We start from the raw sequence: 19,477 nt of genomic DNA, 5'->3' as shown, positions 1-19,477 counted from the left end.
CGTGCAGCCCGGCATCGCCTGATCGCGAGGCACGCCGGACCTGCCCCAGTGATGTTCAGGGAGCAAACAATGAGAACGCGAATACCATGTCGCGCCAGAAACCTGCTTGCCGTGCTGCTGTGTGCCATCGGCGTGAGCGCCCAGGCGCAGGAAGCGCTGATCGGCGCCGATGTGGAGTCCCTGCTCGCCTATGCCCGCGAGCACAATCCGGACTACGCGGCCATGCGCCACGAGGCCGACGCTGCGGCCGAGCGGGTGACTCCAGCTGGCGCCCTGCCCGACCCGAAGTTCCGCACCGAGCTACGCGACATCACCCGCATGGGCGATCAGAATCCAGCCCTGCTGCCAGCCCAGGTCGGCAGCACGCGCTACCTGTTGATGCAGGACGTGCCGTGGCTGGGCAAACGCGATCTCAAGCGGGAGATCGCCGAGCTCGACGCCCGTGGCGCCAGCGGACGGGCCAACGGCACCTGGGCTGAACTCGCTGGCCGCATCAAGAGCACCTACGCCCAGCTCCAGTACGTCTCCCGCAACGAGCAATTGACCCGTGAGATCCTTGATCTGATGGTGCGTCTCGAGAAGATCGCCCAGGTCCGCTACGCCGGCGGCCTGGCCGCCCAGCAGGACGTGATCCGCGCCCAGGTCGAACAGACCGGCATGAAGAGCGAACTGCTCGCGCTGCAGAACGAGCACCGGCAGCTGCAGGCACGGCTCAACGCGCTGCTGGCCCGGCCGAGCGCCGCGCCGCTGGCGCCGCCCCAACGCCTGCGCCCGCTGCCCGCCGCCGCCCGGCTCGATCCGGCCACGCTCGAAGAACGTGTGCGTGCCCGCAATCCGCAGCTCTTTGCCGACGAAGCCCGTATCCGTGCCGCCGAGAAGAACCGCGAACTCACGTACAAGAACCGTTACCCCGATTTCACGCTGGGCATCTCGCCGATCCAGTACCAGGGCGCCGTGCGTGAATGGGAGCTGATGGTCGAGCTGAATCTGCCGCTGCAGCAAGGCACCCGCCGTGCCCAGGAAAGGGAATCGGAAGCCATGCTGTCCGCCGCCCGGGCTCGCCACGACGCAACCGCCAATCAGGTGCTCGGCGAGCTCGCGGAGAACCTGTCAGGCCTCGAATCGGCCCGCCAGACCGAGACACTGACCACCACCAGCCTGCTGCCGCAAGCGGAGCTCAGCTTCAAGGCCGCCCTCGCAGGTTATGAGACCGGCAAGGTGGACTTCGCCACCCTGCTCGACGCCCAGCGGCAGATCAAGCAGGCCCGCCAGAGCGGCATCAAGGCCCAGGCCGAGGCGCAGCTGCGCCTGGCCGACATAGAACGCATTCTCGGAGAAGACCTATGAAAGCAGGCGCAGGCATTGCCGTCGGCCTCGCCGTCGCCCTCGCTGCCGGTGGCGGCTACTGGCTTGGGCAACGCCCCTCGGCCGGCGCGCAGCAGGCGGACAGCCCGGTCGCTGCGGCGCCGGACGGCGCGAAGCGGGAGCGCAAGCTGCTGTACTACCGCAACCCGATGGGCCTGCCGGATACGTCGCCGACCCCCAAGAAGGACCCGATGGGGATGGACTACATCCCAGTCTATGAAGGCGAGGCGGACGACGCGCCCGCAGCGGCCGGAACGGTGAAGATCAGCACCGACAAGGTCCAGAAGCTGGGCGTACGTACCGAAGCCGCCGAACTGCGCAGCCTCGAGCGCACGGTGCGTGCTGCTGGCCGGGTGGAGATCGACGAGCGGCGCAGCTTCGCGATCTCACCGAAATTCGAGGGTTACGTCGAGCGCCTGCATGTAAACGTGACCGGCCAGCCGGTCGCCAAGGGGCAACCATTGTTCGAGGTCTATAGCCCGGAGCTGGTGTCTGCCCAGCGCGAATACGCCATCGCCGCCCAGGGCGTCGAAGCGCTCAAGGATGCAGGCAGCGAGGCGCAGAGCGGCATGAAGCAGCTTGCCGAATCCAGCCTGGTGCGCCTGCGCAACTGGGACATCTCGGAAGAGCAGATCCGCGCCCTCGCCAAGTCGGGCGCCACCAAGCGCACGCTCACCTTCCGCTCGCCAGTGGCCGGCATCGTCACCGAGAAGAAGGCCCTGCAAGGCATGCGCTTCATGCCCGGCGAGGCCCTGTATCAGGTCGCCGACCTCTCGTCCGTATGGGTGGTCGCCGACGTGTTCGAGCAGGACATCGGGCAAGTCCACAGCGGCAGTCTCGCCAGGGTGCGTATCAACGCCTATCCAGACAAAGTCTTCGAGGGCAAGGTGAGCTATGTCTATCCGACCCTCAACGCCGAGACGCGGACCGTGCCCGTCCGTGTGGAGCTGGCCAATCCCGGCCTGCTGCTGAAGCCGGCGATGTTCGCGCAGCTGGAGCTACCGGTCGGCAGCCGGCAGCAGGTCGTGACCGTGCCGAACTCGGCGGTCATCGACAGCGGCACGCGCCAGATCGTCCTCGTCGCCCATGGCGAAGGCCGTTTCGAGCCGCGCGACGTGAAGCTGGGCGGCCGCAGCGAAAACCACATCGAGGTACTGCAAGGCATCAAGGCCGGCGAGCAGGTCGTCGTTGCCGCCAATTTCCTGATCGACGCGGAGAGCAACCTGAAGGCCGCGCTGGACGGCTTCGGTCACGCCGACCACAGCACCAAACCAGCCGCAGCGCCCGCCTCCGTCGGCCATCGCACGGAGGGCACAGTGGATGGTCTCGACCCCAAGGAGAACACCGTCACCCTCAGCCACGACCCGGTACCCAGCCTCAAGTGGCCGGCGATGACCATGGACTTCAAGCTGGCCAATCCAGCCCTGCAGCAAGCGCTCAAGCCCGGCGCGCGGGTGAGCTTCGAGTTCGTCGAACGCCAGCCTGGAGAATGGGTGATCACGGCGGTCAAGCCGGCCGGCGCCGCAGCAACAGCCAAGGCCCACGCCGGACACTGACAGGACCCCGCTCATGCTCGCCAAGCTCATCGACTGGTCGGGGCGCAACCGCTTCCTGATCCTGCTCGCCACGCTATTCATCGTCCTCGCCGGCGTCTTCGCGGTGCTGCGCACACCCATCGACGCCCTGCCCGACCTCTCCGACGTGCAGGTCATCGTCTACACCGAATACCCCGGCCAGGCGCCCCAGGTGGTCGAAGACCAAGTGACTTACCCGCTCACCACGGCCATGCTGTCGGTGCCCAAGTCGAAGGTGGTGCGGGGCTTCTCCTTCTTCGGCGCTTCCTTTGTCTATGTGATCTTCGAGGACGGCACCGACATCTACTGGGCCCGCTCGCGGGTCCTCGAGTACCTCAACTTCGCCGCCGGACGCATGCCCAAGGGCGTGACACCGCAGATCGGGCCGGACGCCACCGGCGTCGGCTGGGTCTACCAGTACGCGCTGATCGCCAAGGAGAAGACCCTCGCCGAGCTGCGCACGATCCAGGACTGGTACCTGCGCTACCAGCTGGCCAAGGCCCACGGCGTCGCCGAAGTGGCGTCCATCGGCGGTTTCGTGCAGACCTACCAGGTCACCGTCGATCCGGTGAAGCTGCGCGCCTACGGCATTCCGCTGATGAAGGTCGCCCAGGTGATCCGCGACTCCAACCGCGACGTGGGCGGCCGCGTGGTGGAAATGGCCGAGACCGAGTACATGGTGCGCGGCAAGGGCTACCTGCGCGGCAAGGACGACATCGGGGCGCTGGTGGTCAAGGCCGAGGGCGGCACGCCGGTGCTGGTCCGCGACATCGCCCGCGTCGAGCTCGCACCGGACGAACGTCGCGGCCTCACCGAGCTGAACGGCGACGGCGAAGTGGTGGCCGGCATCGCGATGGCCCGCTACGGCCAGAACGCACTGGAGGTCATCCACAACCTGAAGGACAAGATCGCCGAGATCGGCCCCGGCCTGCCGGAGGGCGTGTCGGTACAGACCGTCTATGACCGCTCCGAGCTGATCCACCGCGCCATTGAAACCCTGAAGAGCACACTGATCGAGGAGTCGCTCATCGTGGCACTGGTCTGCGTGGTCTTCCTGCTCCATGTGCGCAGCGCGCTGGTGGCGATCCTGATGCTGCCGGTGGGCGTGCTGATGGCCTTCATCGCCATGCGCCTGCTGGGCATGAACTCCAACCTGATGAGCCTCGGCGGCATCGCCATCGCGATCGGCGCGATGATCGACGCCGCCATCGTGATGATCGAGAACGCCCACAAGCACCTGGAGCGCCTGCCGGAAGGGCACTCCACCGCCGAGCGCTTCGAGGCGATGCTGGCCGCCTGCAAGGAGGTCGGCCCGGCGCTGTTCTTCTCGCTCTTGATCATCACCGTCTCCTTCCTGCCGGTGTTCACGCTGGAAGGCCAGGAAGGCCGCCTGTTCTCGCCGCTGGCCTATACCAAGACCTTCTCGATGGCCGCTGCGGCGCTGCTGTCGGTAACGCTGGTGCCGGTGCTGATGCTGCTGTTCATCCGCGGCAAGATCATGCCGGAGGCGAAGAACCCGGTTAACCGGACGCTGATCTGGCTGTACCGGCCGATCATCGCCACGGTGATGCGCAGGAAGAAGCTGACCATCGCACTGGCCGTACTCACCCTGATCGTGTCTGTCTATCCGGCGTCCCGCCTGGGTTCCGAATTCATGCCCACGCTGAACGAAGGCACCCTCCTCTACATGCCCACGTCCCTGCCCGGCATGTCGATGACCAAGGCCGCCGAGCTGATGCAGACCCAGGACAAAATCATCAAGAGCTTCCCCGAGGTGACGTCGGTGTTCGGCAAGGCCGGCCGTGCCAACACCGCCACCGACCCGGCGCCGCCGGAGATGTTCGAGACCGTCATCAACCTCAAGCCACAGTCCGAATGGCGGCCAGGCATGACCACCGACAAGCTGATCGCCGAACTGGACAAGGCCTTGCAGTTCCCCGGCGTGGCCAATGCGTGGACGATGCCGATCAAGGCCCGCACCGACATGCTGTCCACCGGCATCCGCACGCCGATCGGCATCAAGGTCTTCGGCAAGGACCTGGACGAGATGGAGAAACTCGCCAAGCAGATCGAAGCGGTCGTGAAAACAGTGCCCGGCACCACGAGCGCCTTCGCCGAGCGCATCACTGGCGGCTTCTATCTGGACATCGAGCCGGACCGGGAACAACTGGCCCGCTACGGCCTCGCCGTCGGTGACCTGCAGGACGTCATCGCCAGCGCGCTCGGCGGCGAGATGGTCACCACCACCGTCGAAGGCCGCGAGCGTTTTGGCGTCACGGTGCGCTACCCGCGCGAACTGCGCTCCGATCCCCAGCAGATCGCCAGCCAGGTGCTGGTGCCGACGATGGGCGGCGCGATGGTGCCGCTCGGCCAACTCGCCCGTGTCGGCATCGCCAAGGGCACACCGGGCATCCGCACCGAGAACGCGCTGCTCTCCGCTTACATCTATGTGGACATCCGCGACCGCGACATCGGTGGCTACGTAGCTGACGCGAAGAAGGCCGTCGCCGACCAGATCAAGTTTCCGCCGGGCTACTACGTGAGTTGGAGCGGCCAGTTCGAGTACATGGAGCGGGCCGTCGAAAAGATGAAGATCGTCATCCCGATCACTCTGCTGACCATCTTCGTGCTGCTCTACCTCAACTTCCGGCGCATCACCGAAACGCTAATCGTCATGCTGTCGGTGCCCTTCGCGCTGGTCGGCGGCGTATGGCTGATGTGGCTGCTCGGCTACAACCTGTCCGTCGCAGTCGCCGTCGGCTTCATCGCGCTGGCCGGTGTCGCGGCGGAAACGGGCGTGGTGATGCTGATATACCTGGACCACGCCTGGGAGGCCGTGAAGGCCGAATGCCGCGCGGAAGGCCGGACACCCCATGTTGGCGACCTGTACGAAGCGGTGATGGAAGGCGCCGTCGAACGCGTGCGCCCGAAGATGATGACCGTCGTCGCGATCATGGCCGGCCTGCTACCGATCATGTGGAGCACCGGCACCGGCTCCGAAGTCATGAGCCGCATCGCCGCACCGATGGTCGGCGGCATGATTTCCTCCACAGTGCTGACCCTTGCAGTGATCCCGGCGATCTACGCGCTGGTCAAGCAATGGCGGCTGGCACGAAGCCTGGAAAACTGAAGAGCAGCCCGAAGTCACTACGCTTCGGGCCGCACCTGAAAACACCGCAAAAAAAGCAGAAAACAAAAAGGCCTCGAGCGACGGCAAGCCGCTCAAGGCCTTTTTATTGACCTGAAGTCCTACATCAACCCGACGAGTTGATGCAGGCGACAGACAAGCCGATCAATGCTTCACGACCCCGCCGTTGTCCGGGGTCTCCGCCGGAGCGGCAACAGCCACCTCGGCAGCCGGCACGTCCGGCAGCGGCTCCGGCTTGCGCTCCAGCGCGTGCTCGAGCACCTGGTCGATCCACTTCACCGGGATGATCTCCAGCGCGTTCTTCACGTTGTCCGGAATGTCGGTGAGGTCCTTGACGTTTTCCTCGGGGATCAGCGCCGTACGGATGCCGCCACGGACGGCAGCCAGCAGCTTCTCCTTCAGGCCGCCGATGGGCAGGACTTCGCCGCGCAGCGTGATTTCGCCAGTCATCGCCACATCGCAGCGCACCGGAATACCGGTCAGCACGGACACCAGGCCGGTACTGATGGCGATACCCGCCGACGGACCATCCTTGGGAATCGCGCCTTCCGGCAGGTGGATGTGGATGTCGGACTTCTGGTAGAAATCCTCCTGGATGCCCAGGGACTTGGAACGCCGACGCACCACCGACAGAGCCGCCTGGATGGACTCCTGCATGACCTCGCCGAGCTTGCCGGTAGTCATGATCTTGCCCTTGCCCGGCAGTGCCACCGCTTCGACGGTCAGCAGTTCACCACCCACTTCGGTCCAGGCGAGGCCAGTAACCTGGCCAATCTGGTTTTCCTTCTCGGCAACGCCGTAGGAGTACTTGCGCACACCCAGGTACTTGTCGAGGGTCTTGGCATTGACGATCACCTTGGCCTTGCGCTTGCCGAGGACCAGCGCCTTCACGACCTTGCGGCAGACCTTGGACACTTCGCGCTCGAGACCGCGCACACCCGCTTCGCGAGTGTAGAAGCGGACGATGTCGCGGATCGCGTCTTCGGTGACCGACAGTTCCTCGCGCTTGATCCCGTTGTTCTTCATCTGCTTCGGAACAAGGTAGCGCTGGGCGATGTTCACCTTCTCGTCTTCGGTGTAGCCGGACAGGCGGATCACCTCCATCCGGTCGAGCAGCGGCGCCGGGATGTTGAGGGTGTTGGCGGTGGCCACGAACATCACATCCGACAGGTCGTATTCCACCTCGATGTAGTGGTCCACGAAAGTCGAGTTCTGTTCCGGGTCGAGCACCTCGAGCAGCGCCGAAGACGGATCGCCACGGAAGTCCTGGCCCATCTTGTCCACTTCGTCGAGCAGGAACAGCGGGTTGCGCACTGCAACCTTGGACATGTTCTGCAGGATCTTGCCCGGCATGGAGCCGATGTAGGTCCGACGGTGACCACGGATCTCGGCCTCGTCACGGACACCGCCGAGACTCATGCGCACGAACTTGCGGTTGGTGGCACGGGCCACCGACTGGCCAAGGGAGGTCTTGCCGACGCCCGGGGGGCCGACGAGGCACAGGATCGGCGCCTTCAGCTTGTCGACACGCTGCTGCACGGCAAGATACTCGAGGATGCGTTCCTTGACCTTCTCGAGGCCATAGTGCTCGGTGTCGAGAACCTTCTCGGCTTCAGCCAGGTCCTTGCTGATGCGCGACTTCTTCTTCCACGGCAGGCCGACGAGGGTCTCGATGTAGTTGCGGACCACGGTCGCCTCGGCGGACATCGGCGACATCAGGCGCAGCTTCTTGAGCTCAGCCTGGGCCTTGGCGGTGGCTTCCTTGGTCATGCCGGAAGCCTTGATCTTCTTCTCCATCTCCTCGAGATCGGCGCCGTCCTCGCCCTCGCCGAGCTCCTTCTGGATGGCCTTGACCTGCTCGTTGAGGTAGTACTCGCGCTGGCTCTTCTCCATCTGGCGCTTGACGCGGCCACGGATGCGCTTTTCGACCTGGAGGATGTCCAGCTCCGTTTCGAGCTGGTTGAGGAGGCGCTCGAGACGCTGACCGGCATCGAACATCTCGAGGATTTCCTGCTTCTGCTCGAGCTTCAGCGGCAGATGCGCGGCGATGGTGTCGGCAAGCCGACCCGGTTCCTCGATGCCCGACAGGGAGCTGAGGATTTCCGGCGGAATCTTCTTGTTGAGCTTAACGTACTGGTCGAACTGGCTGATGATGGCCCGGCGCATCGCCTCGACTTCGTTGTTCGGCACATCGGCCAGCGGCATCGGCTGGGCCTTGGCGACGAACAGGGTGCGCAGGTCTTCGACGGACACCACGCGGGCACGCTGCACACCTTCCACCAGCACCTTCACGGTGCCGTCAGGCAGCTTGAGCATCTGCAGAATGTTGGCGATACAACCGAGATCGTAAAGGTCTTCCGCCGACGGCTCGTCCTTCGCAGCGGACTTCTGAGCCACCAGCAGGATGCTCTTGCCGGCCTCCATGGCGTTCTCGAGCGCCTTGATGGATTTGGGGCGCCCCACGAACAGCGGGATCACCATGTGGGGAAACACCACTACGTCGCGCAGCGGCAGCAGCGGGAGTTCGATCTGTTCTTCGGGGAGGTCAAGCGTGCTCGACATGATTATTCCTTTAAAGGCACTAAGGCCCCATATGGGGCCCTAGCGACATCAATTCAAGCAGTCCTGCGAAAAACTTCTGCTTGATGTCAGTTGGAGCCGGAGACCTTGGGTTGATCGGCGTACATCAGGATCGGTTTGGCGCTGCCATCGATCATGCCTTCGTCGATCACTACCTTGGAAACATTTTCCATGGAAGGCAGTTCGTACATCGTATCCAGCAGCGTGGCTTCGAGAATCGAGCGCAGGCCGCGGGCACCCGTCTTGCGCTTCAGCGCCTTGCGGGCAATCGCCTGCAGGGCCGCCGGACGCACTTCGAGTTCGACGCCTTCCATCGAGAAGAGTTTCTGATACTGCTTGATCAGCGCGTTCTTCGGTTCGATGAGGATCTGGATCAGCGCATCTTCGTCCAACTCCTGCAGCGTCGCGACCACCGGCAGACGACCGATCAGTTCGGGGATGAGGCCGAACTTGATCAGATCGCCGGGTTCCACTTCACGCAGGGACTCGGACAGATCCTTGTTCTCGCTGCTCTTCACTTCCGCGCCGAAACCGATACCGACCTTCTCGGTACGGTTGCGGATCACCTTGTCGAGGCCGTCGAAGGCGCCGCCACAGACGAACAGGATGTTGGTGGTATCCACCTGCACGAAATCCTGATTCGGATGCTTGCGGCCGCCCTGCGGCGGAACCGACGCGATGGTGCCTTCGATGAGCTTCAGCAGCGCCTGCTGCACGCCTTCGCCGGACACGTCACGGGTGATCGACGGATTGTCGGACTTGCGGGAGATCTTATCGATCTCGTCGATGTAGACGATGCCCTGCTGGGCCTTGTCCACCTCATAGTCGCATTTCTGAAGCAACTTCTGGATGATGTTCTCGACGTCCTCGCCGACATAACCGGCTTCGGTGAGAGTCGTCGCATCCGCCATCACGAAGGGCACATTGAGAAGGCGTGCCAGGGTCTGGGCGAGCAGGGTCTTGCCGGAGCCCGTCGGGCCGACCAGCAGGATGTTGCTCTTCGACAGCTCGACTTCGTCATGGGTCTTCGACAGGTGGCGCAGCCGCTTGTAGTGGTTGTACACCGCCACGGAGAGGATGCGCTTCGCCGAAGCCTGGCCGATCACATACTGGTCGAGGATCGCGCTGATCTCCTTCGGAGACGGCAACTCGCCCTTGACACCCTTGGCACCACCGGTGTCTGCAGTAATCTCATCGCGAATGATGTCGTTGCAGAGCTCGATGCACTCATCGCAGATGAACACGGACGGACCCGCGATCAGCTTGCGGACCTCGTGTTGGCTCTTGCCGCAGAACGAGCAATACAAGAGCTTTTCACCGCTTGTTTTCTTGTCCGCCATTACTGCCCTTTCTCTCTGTACTTGAAGCTAGAAGACCATCAAACCACGTCGTTGCGGCTGGTCAGGACCTTGTCCACCAGGCCGTAACGGACGGCTTCTTCCGAAGACATGAAGTTGTCCCGATCGGTGTCGCGCTCGATCTGTTCGACGGCCTGGCCGGTGTGCTTGGCCAGCATGTCGTTGAGCTTGGCGCGCAGGGACAGGATTTCGCGGGCATGGATTTCGATATCCGACGCCTGGCCCTGGAAACCGCCCAGCGGCTGGTGAATCATGATCCGCGAGTTGGGCAGCGAGAAACGCTTGCCCTTCTCGCCGGCCGCCAGCAGGAAGGCGCCCATGCTCGCAGCCTGCCCGATGCACAGCGTGCTGACATTGGGCTTGATGAACTGCATGGTGTCGTAGATCGCCATCCCTGCGGTGACCGAACCGCCGGGGGAGTTGATGTAGAAGAAGATGTCCTTGTCCGGGTTCTCCGACTCAAGGAACAACAACTGGGCAACGATCAGGTTGGCCGTTACATCATTGACCGGACCAACCAGGAACACCACCCGCTCCTTGAGAAGACGCGAGTAGATGTCGTACGAGCGCTCACCGCGGCCGCTCTGTTCGACAACCATCGGGATCAGGCCGAGGCCGACCGGGTCCCAGTCAGTACGGGAATTCGGGGGTGTAAAGGGATTCATTTGCCGTTGCCTTCCGCGGAATTAAGCCGCATTACCCATCAAGTCGTCAAAAGAAGTGGCGACATCGGTCGTCTTGGCATTGCTGACGACCCACTCGACCACATTGTCCTCGATCACCAGAGCCTCGGCCTGGGCCAGGCGCTGGGGCTGCGAGTAGTACCAGCTCACGACCTCAGTCGGGTCTTCGTAGCTTGCTGCAAAATCTTCGATCACGGCACGGATCTGCTCGGGCTTGGCCAGCAGGTCCTTGCTCTTGACCAGCTCGGACATGATCAGACCCAATTTGACGCGACGCACGGCCTGCTCGGCAAACCAGGCGGGCTCGATCGGCAGGTCCTTGGTCTTCATGCCGCGGGCTTCGAAATCCTTCTTGGCGTTCTCGGCCAGCTGATTGGACTCCTGCTCGACCAGCGCCTTCGGCACTTCGATCGGATGGGTCTCGATCAGCACGTTCATCACACGCTCCTTCAGCTTGGCCTGCACGCGGCGCTTCACTTCGCGCTCCAGGTTGGCCTTCACTTCTTCGCGCATCTTGGTCACGTCGCCGTCGGCGACGCCCAGGGACCGGGCAAACTCCGCATCGATCTCGGGCAGCTTGGGCTCTTCGACCTTTTTCAGCACGACTTCGAACTGCACGGTCTGATCAGCCAGATGAGCAGCGTGGTAGTCAGCCGGGAAGGTCATGTCGAAAGTCTTGCTCTCGCCGACGTTCAGACCCAGCACAGCGGTTTCGAAATCCTTGAGCATCTGGCCGCCGCCGATCACGAACGGGAAGTCGGTCGCCTTGCCGCCGTCGAACTCAACACCATCCTTGCGGCCGGTGAAGTCCACCGTCACGCGGTCGCCGTCCTGGGCAGCACGTTCGACGGGCACAAAAGTGGTGCGCTGCTTGCGCAGCACGTCCAGCGTCTTGTCCACTTCGGCGTCGCCGACGGCCAGCTGGGGACGTTCGACTTCCTGGCCACTCACGTCACTGATCACGATTTCCGGGTAGACCTCGAAAACGGCGCTGAATTCCAGCACGTCGGTCGCGGTGGATTCCTTCGGCTCGATGCTCGGGTAGCCGGCCACGCGCAGACTCTGGGCGCGGATCTGTTCGCCAAGGGCCTTTTCGACGGCAGCACCGATAGCCTCGGAGCGGGCCTGCGGGCCATAGGACTGGGCGACCAGACGGTACGGCACCTTGCCCGGACGGAAGCCCGGCATCTTGACGGTACGAGCCATCTGCTTCAGACGCGCTTCGACGTCCTTGTCGATTTCGGACAGCTGCACGGACATGTCGATACGGCGCTCGAGCGCGCTCACGGTAACCTGGTTGCTCATGAAAAGATAATTCCCTGATCGTTCTTGACAAAAACGCTCCGCAAGCAGGACAGACAACACGTAGCAAAACATGTGCCGTCTATCTCCTCCTGCCGGACGGAGTCGTCGGAAAAACCTTTAGTCTAACACAGGCCTTTGCTCCATCCGCAGCCCCCGCGCCAGTGCTTGGCTTTAGGGCGGTAGATGTGAAAAACTGCCCCACGCAATGCGGAACTCCATTTATCTTTCTGCTATCACACGGAATGAAATGGCCGTGTCCGTCAGCCTCCACGGCAAGTGCGACTAGCTTCACGAGGTGCTCAAGTATCTGCGTCATCAACCGTATGTCCAGTACATACATGGCGACCCCGGCGCCCCGGTCCGGGTCCGTGCCCCAGGAGACCTTAGATGAGTATCTTTACCAGCTTCCAGGCCCGCTTCGAGTCCGCCAAGGAAGAGGAAATGTCTGTCCAGGAATACCTGGAACTGTGCAAGTCCGATCCCGTGGCCTACGCGACGTCCGCCGAGCGCATGCTGCAGGCCATCGGCCAACCGGAGCTCGTCGACACCCGGCTCGATCCGCGCCTGTCGCGCATTTTTTCCAACAAGATGATCAAGATCTACCCGGCCTTCCGTGACTTCTACGGAATGGAGGAATCGATCGAGAACATCGTGTCGTATTTCCGACATGCGGCGCAGGGACTGGAGGAAAAGAAACAGATCCTCTACCTCCTCGGCCCGGTCGGTGGCGGCAAGAGCTCCCTGGCCGAAAAGCTGAAGAGCCTGGTGGAGAAGATCCCTTTCTACGCGATCAAGGGTTCGCCGGTGCATGAGTCGCCGCTGGGCCTGTTCAGCTCGGTCGAGGACGGGGCGATCCTGGAGGACGACTACGGGATTCCGCGCCGCTACCTCAACACCATCATGAGCCCGTGGGCAGTCAAGCGCCTTCACGAGTTCAACGGCGACATCACCAAGTTCCGTGTTGTCAAGCTGCGCCCCTCGGTGCTGCGCCAGATCGCGGTTGCCAAGACCGAGCCGGGCGACGAGAACAACCAGGACATCTCGTCCCTCGTCGGCAAGATCGACATCCGCAAGCTGGAGCAGTACTCCCAGGACGATCCGGATGCCTACTCCTACTCCGGCGGCCTGTGCCTGGCCAACCGGGGCCTGCTCGAATTCGTCGAAATGTTCAAGGCGCCGATCAAGGTGCTGCACCCGCTGCTCACTGCGACCCAGGAAGGCAACTACAAGGGCACTGAAGGTTTCGGCGCGATCCCCTTCGACGGCATCGTGATGGCCCACTCCAACGAGTCCGAGTGGATGGCCTTCCGCAACAACCGCAACAACGAGGCTTTCCTCGACCGCATCTACACCGTGAAGGTGCCGTACTGCCTGCGGATTTCCGACGAGATCCGCATCTACGACAAGCTGCTGGCCCACAGCTCCCTGTCCAACGCCCCCTGCGCCCCGGATACCCTCAAGATGATGGCCCAGTTTGCGGTGCTGTCGCGGCTCAAGGAACCCGAGAACTCAAGCATTTTCTCCAAGATGCGTGTCTATGACGGCGAGAACCTGAAGGACACCGACCCCAAGGCCAAGAGCTATCAGGAATACCGCGACTACGCGGGTGTGGACGAAGGCATGAACGGCCTGTCCACCCGCTTCGCGTTCAAGGTGTTGTCCAAGGTCTTCAACTTCGACCACCGGGAAGTCGCGGCCAATCCGGTACACCTGATGTACGTGCTGGAACAGCAGATCGCCCAGGAACAGTACCCGCCGGAGAACGAAGCCCGCTACCTGGCCTTCATCAAGGAGTTCCTCGCCCCCCGCTACGCCGAGTTCATCGGCAAGGAGATCCAGACAGCCTATCTCGAAAGCTACAGCGAGTACGGCCAGAACATCTTCGACCGCTACGTCACCTACGCCGACTTCTGGATCCAGGACCAGGAATACCGCGACCAGAACACCGGCGAGATCCTCGACCGCAACGCGCTCAACGACGAGCTCGAGAAGATCGAGAAGCCGGCTGGCATCAGCAACCCGAAGGACTTCCGCAACGAGGTGGTCAACTTCGTGCTGCGGGCGCGCGCCAAGAACAGCGGCAAGAACCCCAGCTGGACCAGCTACGAGAAGCTGCGGGCCGTCATCGAGAAGAAGATGTTCTCCAATACCGAGGACCTGCTGCCGGTCATCAGCTTCAATGCCAAGGCCAGCGGGGACGAACAGAAGAAGCACCAGAACTTCGTCAATCGCATGATCGAAAAGGGCTACACCGAGAAGCAGGTACGCTTGCTGTGCGAATGGTATTTGCGCGTCCGCAAGTCGTCTTGATCGTCCGCTCGCCGGCGCCCGACTGGGCGGCCGGCGGTGAACGCCAACAATTCGGGAGGCTCGAATGGTTCGTATCATCGACCGCCGGTTCGACAGCAAGAACAAGAGTGCTGTAAACCGGCAGCGATTCATGCGCCGCTTCAAGAACCAGATCCGCGAAGCCGTGGCCGACGCAATATCCGGCCGCTCCATCAAGGATCTGGACAACGGCGAGAGTGTCACCATTCCGTCAAAGGACCTGTCTGAGCCGCAATTCCATCATGGCCGCGGCGGCATTTGGGAAAACGTCTTCACCGGCAACGACCAGTTCTCGTCAGGTGACCAGATCAACCGGCCGCAGGGCGGCGGCGGGGGCGGAACCGGCAAGGGCAAGGCCAGCAAGGACGGCGAAGGTGAGGATGATTTCGTCTTCAACCTGTCACGCGAGGAGTTCCTCGACGTCTTCTTCGACGACCTGGCCCTGCCCAACCTGGTCAAGACCCAGCTTGCCCGCATCCACGAGTACAAGAGCCAGCGCGCCGGCTTCACCAACGACGGCACGCCGGCCAACATCAACGTGGTCCGCTCCCTGCGCGGCGCACTGGGCCGCCGGCTGGCCCTCGGCTCTCCCTATCGCGGCCAGTTGCGGGAGCTTCAGCAGCAACTCGACGAACTGCTTGAAACGCGCCCGGAGGACGATCCGGAAGTCCTCAAGCTGAAGGACGAGATCGGTATCCTGCGCGCCAAGATCGAGGCCATCCCCTTCATCGACACCTTCGATCTGCGCTACAACAACCGGATCAAGGTGCCCAAGCCGACCACCCAGGCCGTGATGTTCTGCATCATGGACGTGTCGGGCTCGATGGACGAGGACAAGAAGGCCACGGCCAAGCGCTTCTTCATGCTGCTCTACCTGTTCCTGACGCGCACCTACGAGCACATCGAAGTGGTGTTCATCCGCCACCACACGATCGCCAAGGAAGTGAACGAGGAGGACTTCTTCCACTCCCGCGAGTCCGGCGGCACGGTCGTTTCCAGCGCGCTCGAGATGATGAAGGACATCCTGCACGCCCGTTACCTGAACGGAGCCTGGAACGTGTACGGCGCCCAGGCTTCCGACGGTGACAACTGGGAGAACGACTCGCCGCACTGTCGCGAACTGCTCGCCGACACCATCCTGCCCTTCGTCCAGTACTTCGCCTACATCGAGATCACGCCGGGCGAACCACAGAACCTGTGGCGGGAATACGAAAAGCTGATCGGCGCCCATCCCAACTTCGCCATGCAGCACATCGAGGGCCTGCCGGACATCTATCCGGTGTTCCGGGAACTTTTCAAGAAGAAACTCGTATGAGCGCGAAAAGACAAAAACGGAAACAGCCCCTGCCCGCCCCCGGCGAATGGACATTCGAACTGATCGAGGCCTACCACGCCGAGATCGACCGTGTGGCCAGGAACTACGGGCTGGACACCTATCCCACCCAGATCGAGCTGATCACTTCCGAGCAGATGATGGACGCCTACTCGTCGGTGGGCATGCCCGTCAATTACCACCACTGGTCCTTCGGCAAGAGCTTCCTGCAGACAGAAAAAAGCTACCGACGCGGGCAGATGGGGCTGGCCTACGAGATCGTCATCAACTCCAACCCCTGCATCGCCTATCTCATGGAAGAAAACACCATGACGATGCAGGCACTGGTGATCGCCCACGCGGCCTACGGCCACAACAGCTTCTTCAAGGGCAACTACCTGTTCAAGCAATGGACCAATGCCGACGCGATCATCGACTACCTGATCTTCGCCCGGAATTACCTCACCGAGTGCGAGGAGCGCTACGGCGAGGAGGAAGTCGAACTGCTGCTCGACTCCTGCCACGCACTGATGAACGTCGGGGTCGACCGCTACAAGCGTCCCGAAAAGCTGTCCCTCAACAAGGAACTGACCCGCCAGCGGGAGCGCGCCGAGTACCTGCAGAGCCAGGTCAATGACCTGTGGCGGACGCTGCCAACGGCCCACGTCAAGACCCAGGCCGTGGAGCAGCGGCGCTTTCCCTCGGAGCCCCAGGAGAACCTGCTCTATTTCATCGAGAAGAACGCACCGCTGCTCGAACCCTGGCAACGCGAAGTGGTGCGCATCGTCCGCAAGGTCGGGCAGTACTTCTTCCCGCAGCGCCAGACCCAGGTCATGAACGAAGGTTGGGCCACCTACTGGCACTACACCCTCATCAACACGCTATACGACGAAGGCCTGCTCGCGGACAACTTCATGCTGGAGTTCCTGCACTCCCACACCAACGTTGTCTATCAACCCAGCTACAACGAACCCTGGTATCACGGCCTCAACCCCTACGCGCTGGGCTTTGCGATGTGGCAGGACATCCGCCGGATCTGCGAAAACCCCACCGACGAGGATCGCTACTGGTTTCCGGACATCGCCGGCAGCGACTGGCGGGAAACCTTCGACTTCGCGATGCGCAACTTCAAGGACGAGAGCTTCATCGCCCAGTTTCTGTCACCCAAGGTCATGCGCGACTTCCGCCTGTTCGCGATCCTGGACGACGACAAGGAGTCCAAGCTCAAGGTATCTGCGATCCATGACGAAGAAGGTTACCGTCGGGTACGAGAGATTCTGTCCGACAACTACAACCTGGGCAGCCGCGAACCCAATCTGCAGGTCTGGAATGTGGACCTGCGCGGCGACCGCTCACTGACGCTACGTCACCAGGCCTACCAGCGCCGTCCGCTCAGCGGCGACGCGGACGAAGTACTGAAACACGTCGCCCGCCTGTGGGGGTTCGCCGTGCGCATGGAAGTCGCCCGCGAGGATGGCTCGGTGGAAATCCTGCACGAATGCCGCCAGGAAAGGCGCAAGACCGACACCTAAGGCTGGAACGCCCCGGGCACGGCCGGCAAGCCATCCGGCAGCGCCCGGCTCTGAGCAGGATGCACGTACTCTCTGCTGGGAACGAGAGAAACGCCTTCCAAGCTACCGGGGGCCACCGGCCCGGGGCCATCCTTCAGTGGGGAGCCGTAGGCACCAGGAGCCAGAAGCGAACCGGCATCTGCCCTGGAGATCAGTCGATTCCCGAACTCTGCAGGGAAGACTCCATCGCGCCACGGCAACTGCCCCTTTTGAATACGGCTGCCCGCCTCTCTCAACTGCTTTTCGACGCACATCAATCCATCGCAGGTACGGACCAGCAAGTTGTTGAACGTCCTCACCTCGACACGCTCGGGTGTCCACACCGCCAGAAACTCCCCGCCCGCCGGCAGCCCATCCACAAGGGTATTGCTGGAAAGAACGACGCTATTCCGCTCATACGTCAGGCCTTCTGCCCCGAAGGCGACCATGCGTTTATTTTCAGTAGCCGCCGACTGTTGAATCAGGTTACCGATCACTATCGCCACGCCACCATTGGGAAACTCCAGTTCATAGCTCGCTCGTCCTCCGTTCTCGTCGGTCAGCCGGTTGTATTCGATCAGACTGAAACGTGCCCGACTCTTCAGCAGATGGCCGATCAAGCCGTGATGAAAGTAGCTGCCACGAACCTCCAGGCGAGCGATACGTCCTGCGTAAAGCAGGTGACTCAAACGGGGCGTCGCCAGAACACCATGGGAAAACTCCGAGTTCTCGACGGTCAGTGTCAGAGAATCCCGGTTGGCCGTCAGAATGCCCATTTCGTTGTCGTCGAACAGGCAGTTCCGCACCGTCAGCCGCCCCTGCTCGTGACGGATACCCGAGCCGTTGAGATCCGGCACCCGCGCGCCCCGGAAGACGATGTTCTCGATGAGTACATCGGCGCCACGCACGACCCAGATGCCCTTGCCCTCGGCACTCTGCCCAGCCGCCACCAGAACCGGGCGGCCACCGACACCGCGAATCGTCAGGCGAGCCTGGGGCCACACGGCTACCGCCGCATCCCCCTGATAGTTAGCCGCAACGATTTCCACGACATCACCATCCCTGGCTACTCGCGCAGCCTCGGCGATTCTGCGGATGGACTCATTTGGCCCCACCCGTAACGTTGCCGCCCACCCCGCTCCACCGACAAGCCACAGCATCACCGCCAACACCAAGCTCTGCATCACATTCATCCGCACACTCCCATCCCGACCCTCAATCGACGTCCGCCGATTAGAATAGCGAAATGTCCGCCGTAAACTTCCACCAAATTCTCGGCGTTGCCCCCGACGCAAGCGCCGCAGAGATCAAACGCGCCTACAAACGCCTCGCCATGCGCTGGCACCCGGACCGCAATCCGGCGCCGGAAGCCCACGAGGAGTTCCGGCGCGTCCGGGAGGCATTCGAACGCTTGACGCGTCCAACGGAACCCGAGATCGAAGCCAAAGCCGACGAGGCTGACAGCACGCCCGCCGATCCCGCGCCCGCCAAGGGCGAAGATCGCCGCATGGAAGTTGCCGTCGACCTGCTCGAAGCGGCCCGCGGGGGAACAATCTCGATCACCCTCGACGGCCGTGTCGACTGCGCCGACTGTGACGGCAGCGGCCAACGCAACTATGGCCGCACTACCATGTGCCCCCATTGTCACGGCAGCGGGCGGTTGCGCGGCAAGGCAGGGCTCAAGCCGTGCACCCATTGTCACGGCAAGGGCTTCACCACCGATCACCGCTGTCCGAGTTGTGACGGGAGGGGCTGGCACCCAGCCGAACGCCAGCTCGCAGTCAGTCTGCCCCCGGGCATGTTGCCTGGCGACGAACTGCGCATTGCCGGACAAGGCGGAGCGGCCCCCGAAGGCGGCGCGCCAGGCGACCTCTACCTGACGATCCGGACCCGTCCCCACGCCCTGTTCCGTCTCGACCGGCACGACATCCACGTCACGGTGCCGGTCAGCATTTTTCGACTCCTCGCCGGCGGCACCATCGAAGCGCCCGACCTCGACGGTCTACGGGAAGTCCTGCTACCGGAAATGGCTGGCAAACAGCCGATCCGCGTTCCCCAGGCCGGCTTTCCCGGCCGGGGCCGCAGGCATGCCGGCGACCTCGTGATACACCTCGCCCCCCAATACCCTTGCTTCCTGAGCAAGGAACAAAAAGCCATGCTCGAAATGGCAGAACAGGTTCTTCAGCACCAACTCGAGTCCCAGAGCCCTGCGCTCGCCCAGTGGAAAGAGATGCTGGAAAACCGCTGACCCATCGCCCCAACCCCGAATACCTT

Annotated in this window: 12 protein-coding genes; 7 read left to right on the top strand and 5 right to left on the bottom strand. The window is 62.7% G+C overall.

Going from position 1 to position 19,477, the window contains the following annotated elements; genetic code table 11:
• Positions 1 to 69 precede the first annotated feature (69 nt).
• The 3 genes from AC1PQG_RS09465 to AC1PQG_RS09455 are packed head-to-tail and all read left to right on the top strand — an operon-like array spanning position 70 to position 6,069.
• Positions 70 to 1,347, top strand: coding sequence for a TolC family protein (locus AC1PQG_RS09465; RefSeq protein ID WP_481122314.1), 1,278 nt, complete (start codon positions 70 to 72; stop codon positions 1,345 to 1,347).
• A complete protein-coding gene (locus AC1PQG_RS09460) occupies positions 1,344 to 2,921 on the top strand; it encodes an efflux RND transporter periplasmic adaptor subunit (protein WP_481122313.1) in 1,578 nt (525 codons plus the stop codon). Before AC1PQG_RS09465 ends, AC1PQG_RS09460 begins: the two co-directional genes overlap by 4 nt.
• A gap of 13 nt (positions 2,922 to 2,934) precedes the next feature.
• The gene (locus AC1PQG_RS09455) at positions 2,935 to 6,069 is read left to right on the top strand and encodes an efflux RND transporter permease subunit (RefSeq protein ID WP_481122312.1); all 3,135 of its coding nucleotides are present in this window, start codon (positions 2,935 to 2,937) and stop codon (positions 6,067 to 6,069) included.
• Between the two features lie 162 nt (positions 6,070 to 6,231).
• Here the strand turns inward: AC1PQG_RS09455 and lon are convergent, their stop codons facing one another.
• The 4 genes from lon to tig all read right to left on the bottom strand — a co-directional run bounded on the left by lon (position 6,232) and on the right by tig (position 12,013).
• Positions 6,232 to 8,649 carry an endopeptidase La gene (gene lon, locus AC1PQG_RS09450; protein ID WP_481122311.1) on the bottom strand — a complete coding sequence of 806 codons (2,418 nt, stop codon included), beginning with the start codon at positions 8,647 to 8,649 and terminating at the stop codon, positions 6,232 to 6,234.
• 86 nt (positions 8,650 to 8,735) lie between these two features.
• Entirely contained in the window at positions 8,736 to 10,007 is a 1,272-nt protein-coding gene (gene clpX, locus AC1PQG_RS09445) for an ATP-dependent Clp protease ATP-binding subunit ClpX (protein WP_481114549.1), read from the bottom strand.
• A 38-nt stretch (positions 10,008 to 10,045) separates the two neighbouring features.
• Positions 10,046 to 10,690 carry an ATP-dependent Clp endopeptidase proteolytic subunit ClpP gene (gene clpP / locus AC1PQG_RS09440; protein WP_481114550.1) on the bottom strand — a complete coding sequence of 215 codons (645 nt, stop codon included), beginning with the start codon at positions 10,688 to 10,690 and terminating at the stop codon, positions 10,046 to 10,048.
• 21 nt (positions 10,691 to 10,711) lie between these two features.
• Positions 10,712 to 12,013, bottom strand: a complete 1,302-nt coding sequence (gene tig, locus AC1PQG_RS09435; protein ID WP_481122310.1) for a trigger factor — start codon at positions 12,011 to 12,013, stop codon at positions 10,712 to 10,714.
• A 387-nt stretch (positions 12,014 to 12,400) separates the two neighbouring features.
• On the opposite strand from tig, the gene AC1PQG_RS09430 reads away from it, so the two are divergent.
• The 3 genes from AC1PQG_RS09430 to AC1PQG_RS09420 all read left to right on the top strand — a co-directional run bounded on the left by AC1PQG_RS09430 (position 12,401) and on the right by AC1PQG_RS09420 (position 17,185).
• Positions 12,401 to 14,323 carry a PrkA family serine protein kinase gene (locus AC1PQG_RS09430; RefSeq protein ID WP_481122309.1) on the top strand — a complete coding sequence of 641 codons (1,923 nt, stop codon included), beginning with the start codon at positions 12,401 to 12,403 and terminating at the stop codon, positions 14,321 to 14,323.
• Between the two features lie 64 nt (positions 14,324 to 14,387).
• On the top strand, positions 14,388 to 15,656 hold the full coding sequence (locus AC1PQG_RS09425) for a YeaH/YhbH family protein (RefSeq protein WP_481122308.1): 1,269 nt from the start codon (positions 14,388 to 14,390) through the stop codon (positions 15,654 to 15,656).
• On the top strand, positions 15,653 to 17,185 hold the full coding sequence (locus AC1PQG_RS09420; RefSeq protein WP_481122307.1) for a SpoVR family protein: 1,533 nt from the start codon (positions 15,653 to 15,655) through the stop codon (positions 17,183 to 17,185). The genes AC1PQG_RS09425 and AC1PQG_RS09420 overlap by 4 nt, the downstream gene beginning before the upstream one ends.
• Here the strand turns inward: AC1PQG_RS09420 and AC1PQG_RS09415 are convergent.
• Positions 17,182 to 18,396, bottom strand: coding sequence for a right-handed parallel beta-helix repeat-containing protein (locus AC1PQG_RS09415; protein WP_481122306.1), 1,215 nt, complete (start codon positions 18,394 to 18,396; stop codon positions 17,182 to 17,184). The two genes, AC1PQG_RS09420 and AC1PQG_RS09415, sit on opposite strands and share 4 nt — an antisense overlap.
• Positions 18,397 to 18,449: 53 nt before the next feature.
• Here AC1PQG_RS09415 and AC1PQG_RS09410 point away from each other — a divergent pair, with 53 nt between their 5' ends.
• Positions 18,450 to 19,451, top strand: coding sequence for a DnaJ C-terminal domain-containing protein (locus AC1PQG_RS09410; RefSeq protein ID WP_481122305.1), 1,002 nt, complete (start codon positions 18,450 to 18,452; stop codon positions 19,449 to 19,451).
• Positions 19,452 to 19,477 lie beyond the last annotated feature (26 nt).

It is taken from the genome of Zoogloea sp. GDB6 (assembly GCF_056724105.1).
The sequence above is the reverse complement of the archived record's forward strand: the minus strand, read 5'-3'. Positions and strand labels throughout refer to the sequence as shown.

Excerpts from the sequence above, each read along its gene's own strand:
- AC1PQG_RS09425 (WP_481122308.1), top strand. The coding sequence starts at position 14,388 with ATGGTTCGTATCATCGACCGCCGGTTCGACAGCAAGAACAAGAGTGCT.
- AC1PQG_RS09420 (WP_481122307.1), top strand. The coding sequence starts at position 15,653 with ATGAGCGCGAAAAGACAAAAACGGAAACAGCCCCTGCCCGCCCCCGGC.
- AC1PQG_RS09415 (WP_481122306.1), bottom strand. The coding sequence starts at position 18,396 with ATGAATGTGATGCAGAGCTTGGTGTTGGCGGTGATGCTGTGGCTTGTC.
- clpP (WP_481114550.1), bottom strand. The coding sequence starts at position 10,690 with ATGAATCCCTTTACACCCCCGAATTCCCGTACTGACTGGGACCCGGTC.
- AC1PQG_RS09460 (WP_481122313.1), top strand. The coding sequence starts at position 1,344 with ATGAAAGCAGGCGCAGGCATTGCCGTCGGCCTCGCCGTCGCCCTCGCT.
- clpX (WP_481114549.1), bottom strand. The coding sequence starts at position 10,007 with ATGGCGGACAAGAAAACAAGCGGTGAAAAGCTCTTGTATTGCTCGTTC.
- lon (WP_481122311.1), bottom strand. The coding sequence starts at position 8,649 with ATGTCGAGCACGCTTGACCTCCCCGAAGAACAGATCGAACTCCCGCTG.
- AC1PQG_RS09410 (WP_481122305.1), top strand. The coding sequence starts at position 18,450 with ATGTCCGCCGTAAACTTCCACCAAATTCTCGGCGTTGCCCCCGACGCA.
- AC1PQG_RS09465 (WP_481122314.1), top strand. The coding sequence starts at position 70 with ATGAGAACGCGAATACCATGTCGCGCCAGAAACCTGCTTGCCGTGCTG.
- AC1PQG_RS09430 (WP_481122309.1), top strand. The coding sequence starts at position 12,401 with ATGAGTATCTTTACCAGCTTCCAGGCCCGCTTCGAGTCCGCCAAGGAA.
- tig (WP_481122310.1), bottom strand. The coding sequence starts at position 12,013 with ATGAGCAACCAGGTTACCGTGAGCGCGCTCGAGCGCCGTATCGACATG.
- AC1PQG_RS09455 (WP_481122312.1), top strand. The coding sequence starts at position 2,935 with ATGCTCGCCAAGCTCATCGACTGGTCGGGGCGCAACCGCTTCCTGATC.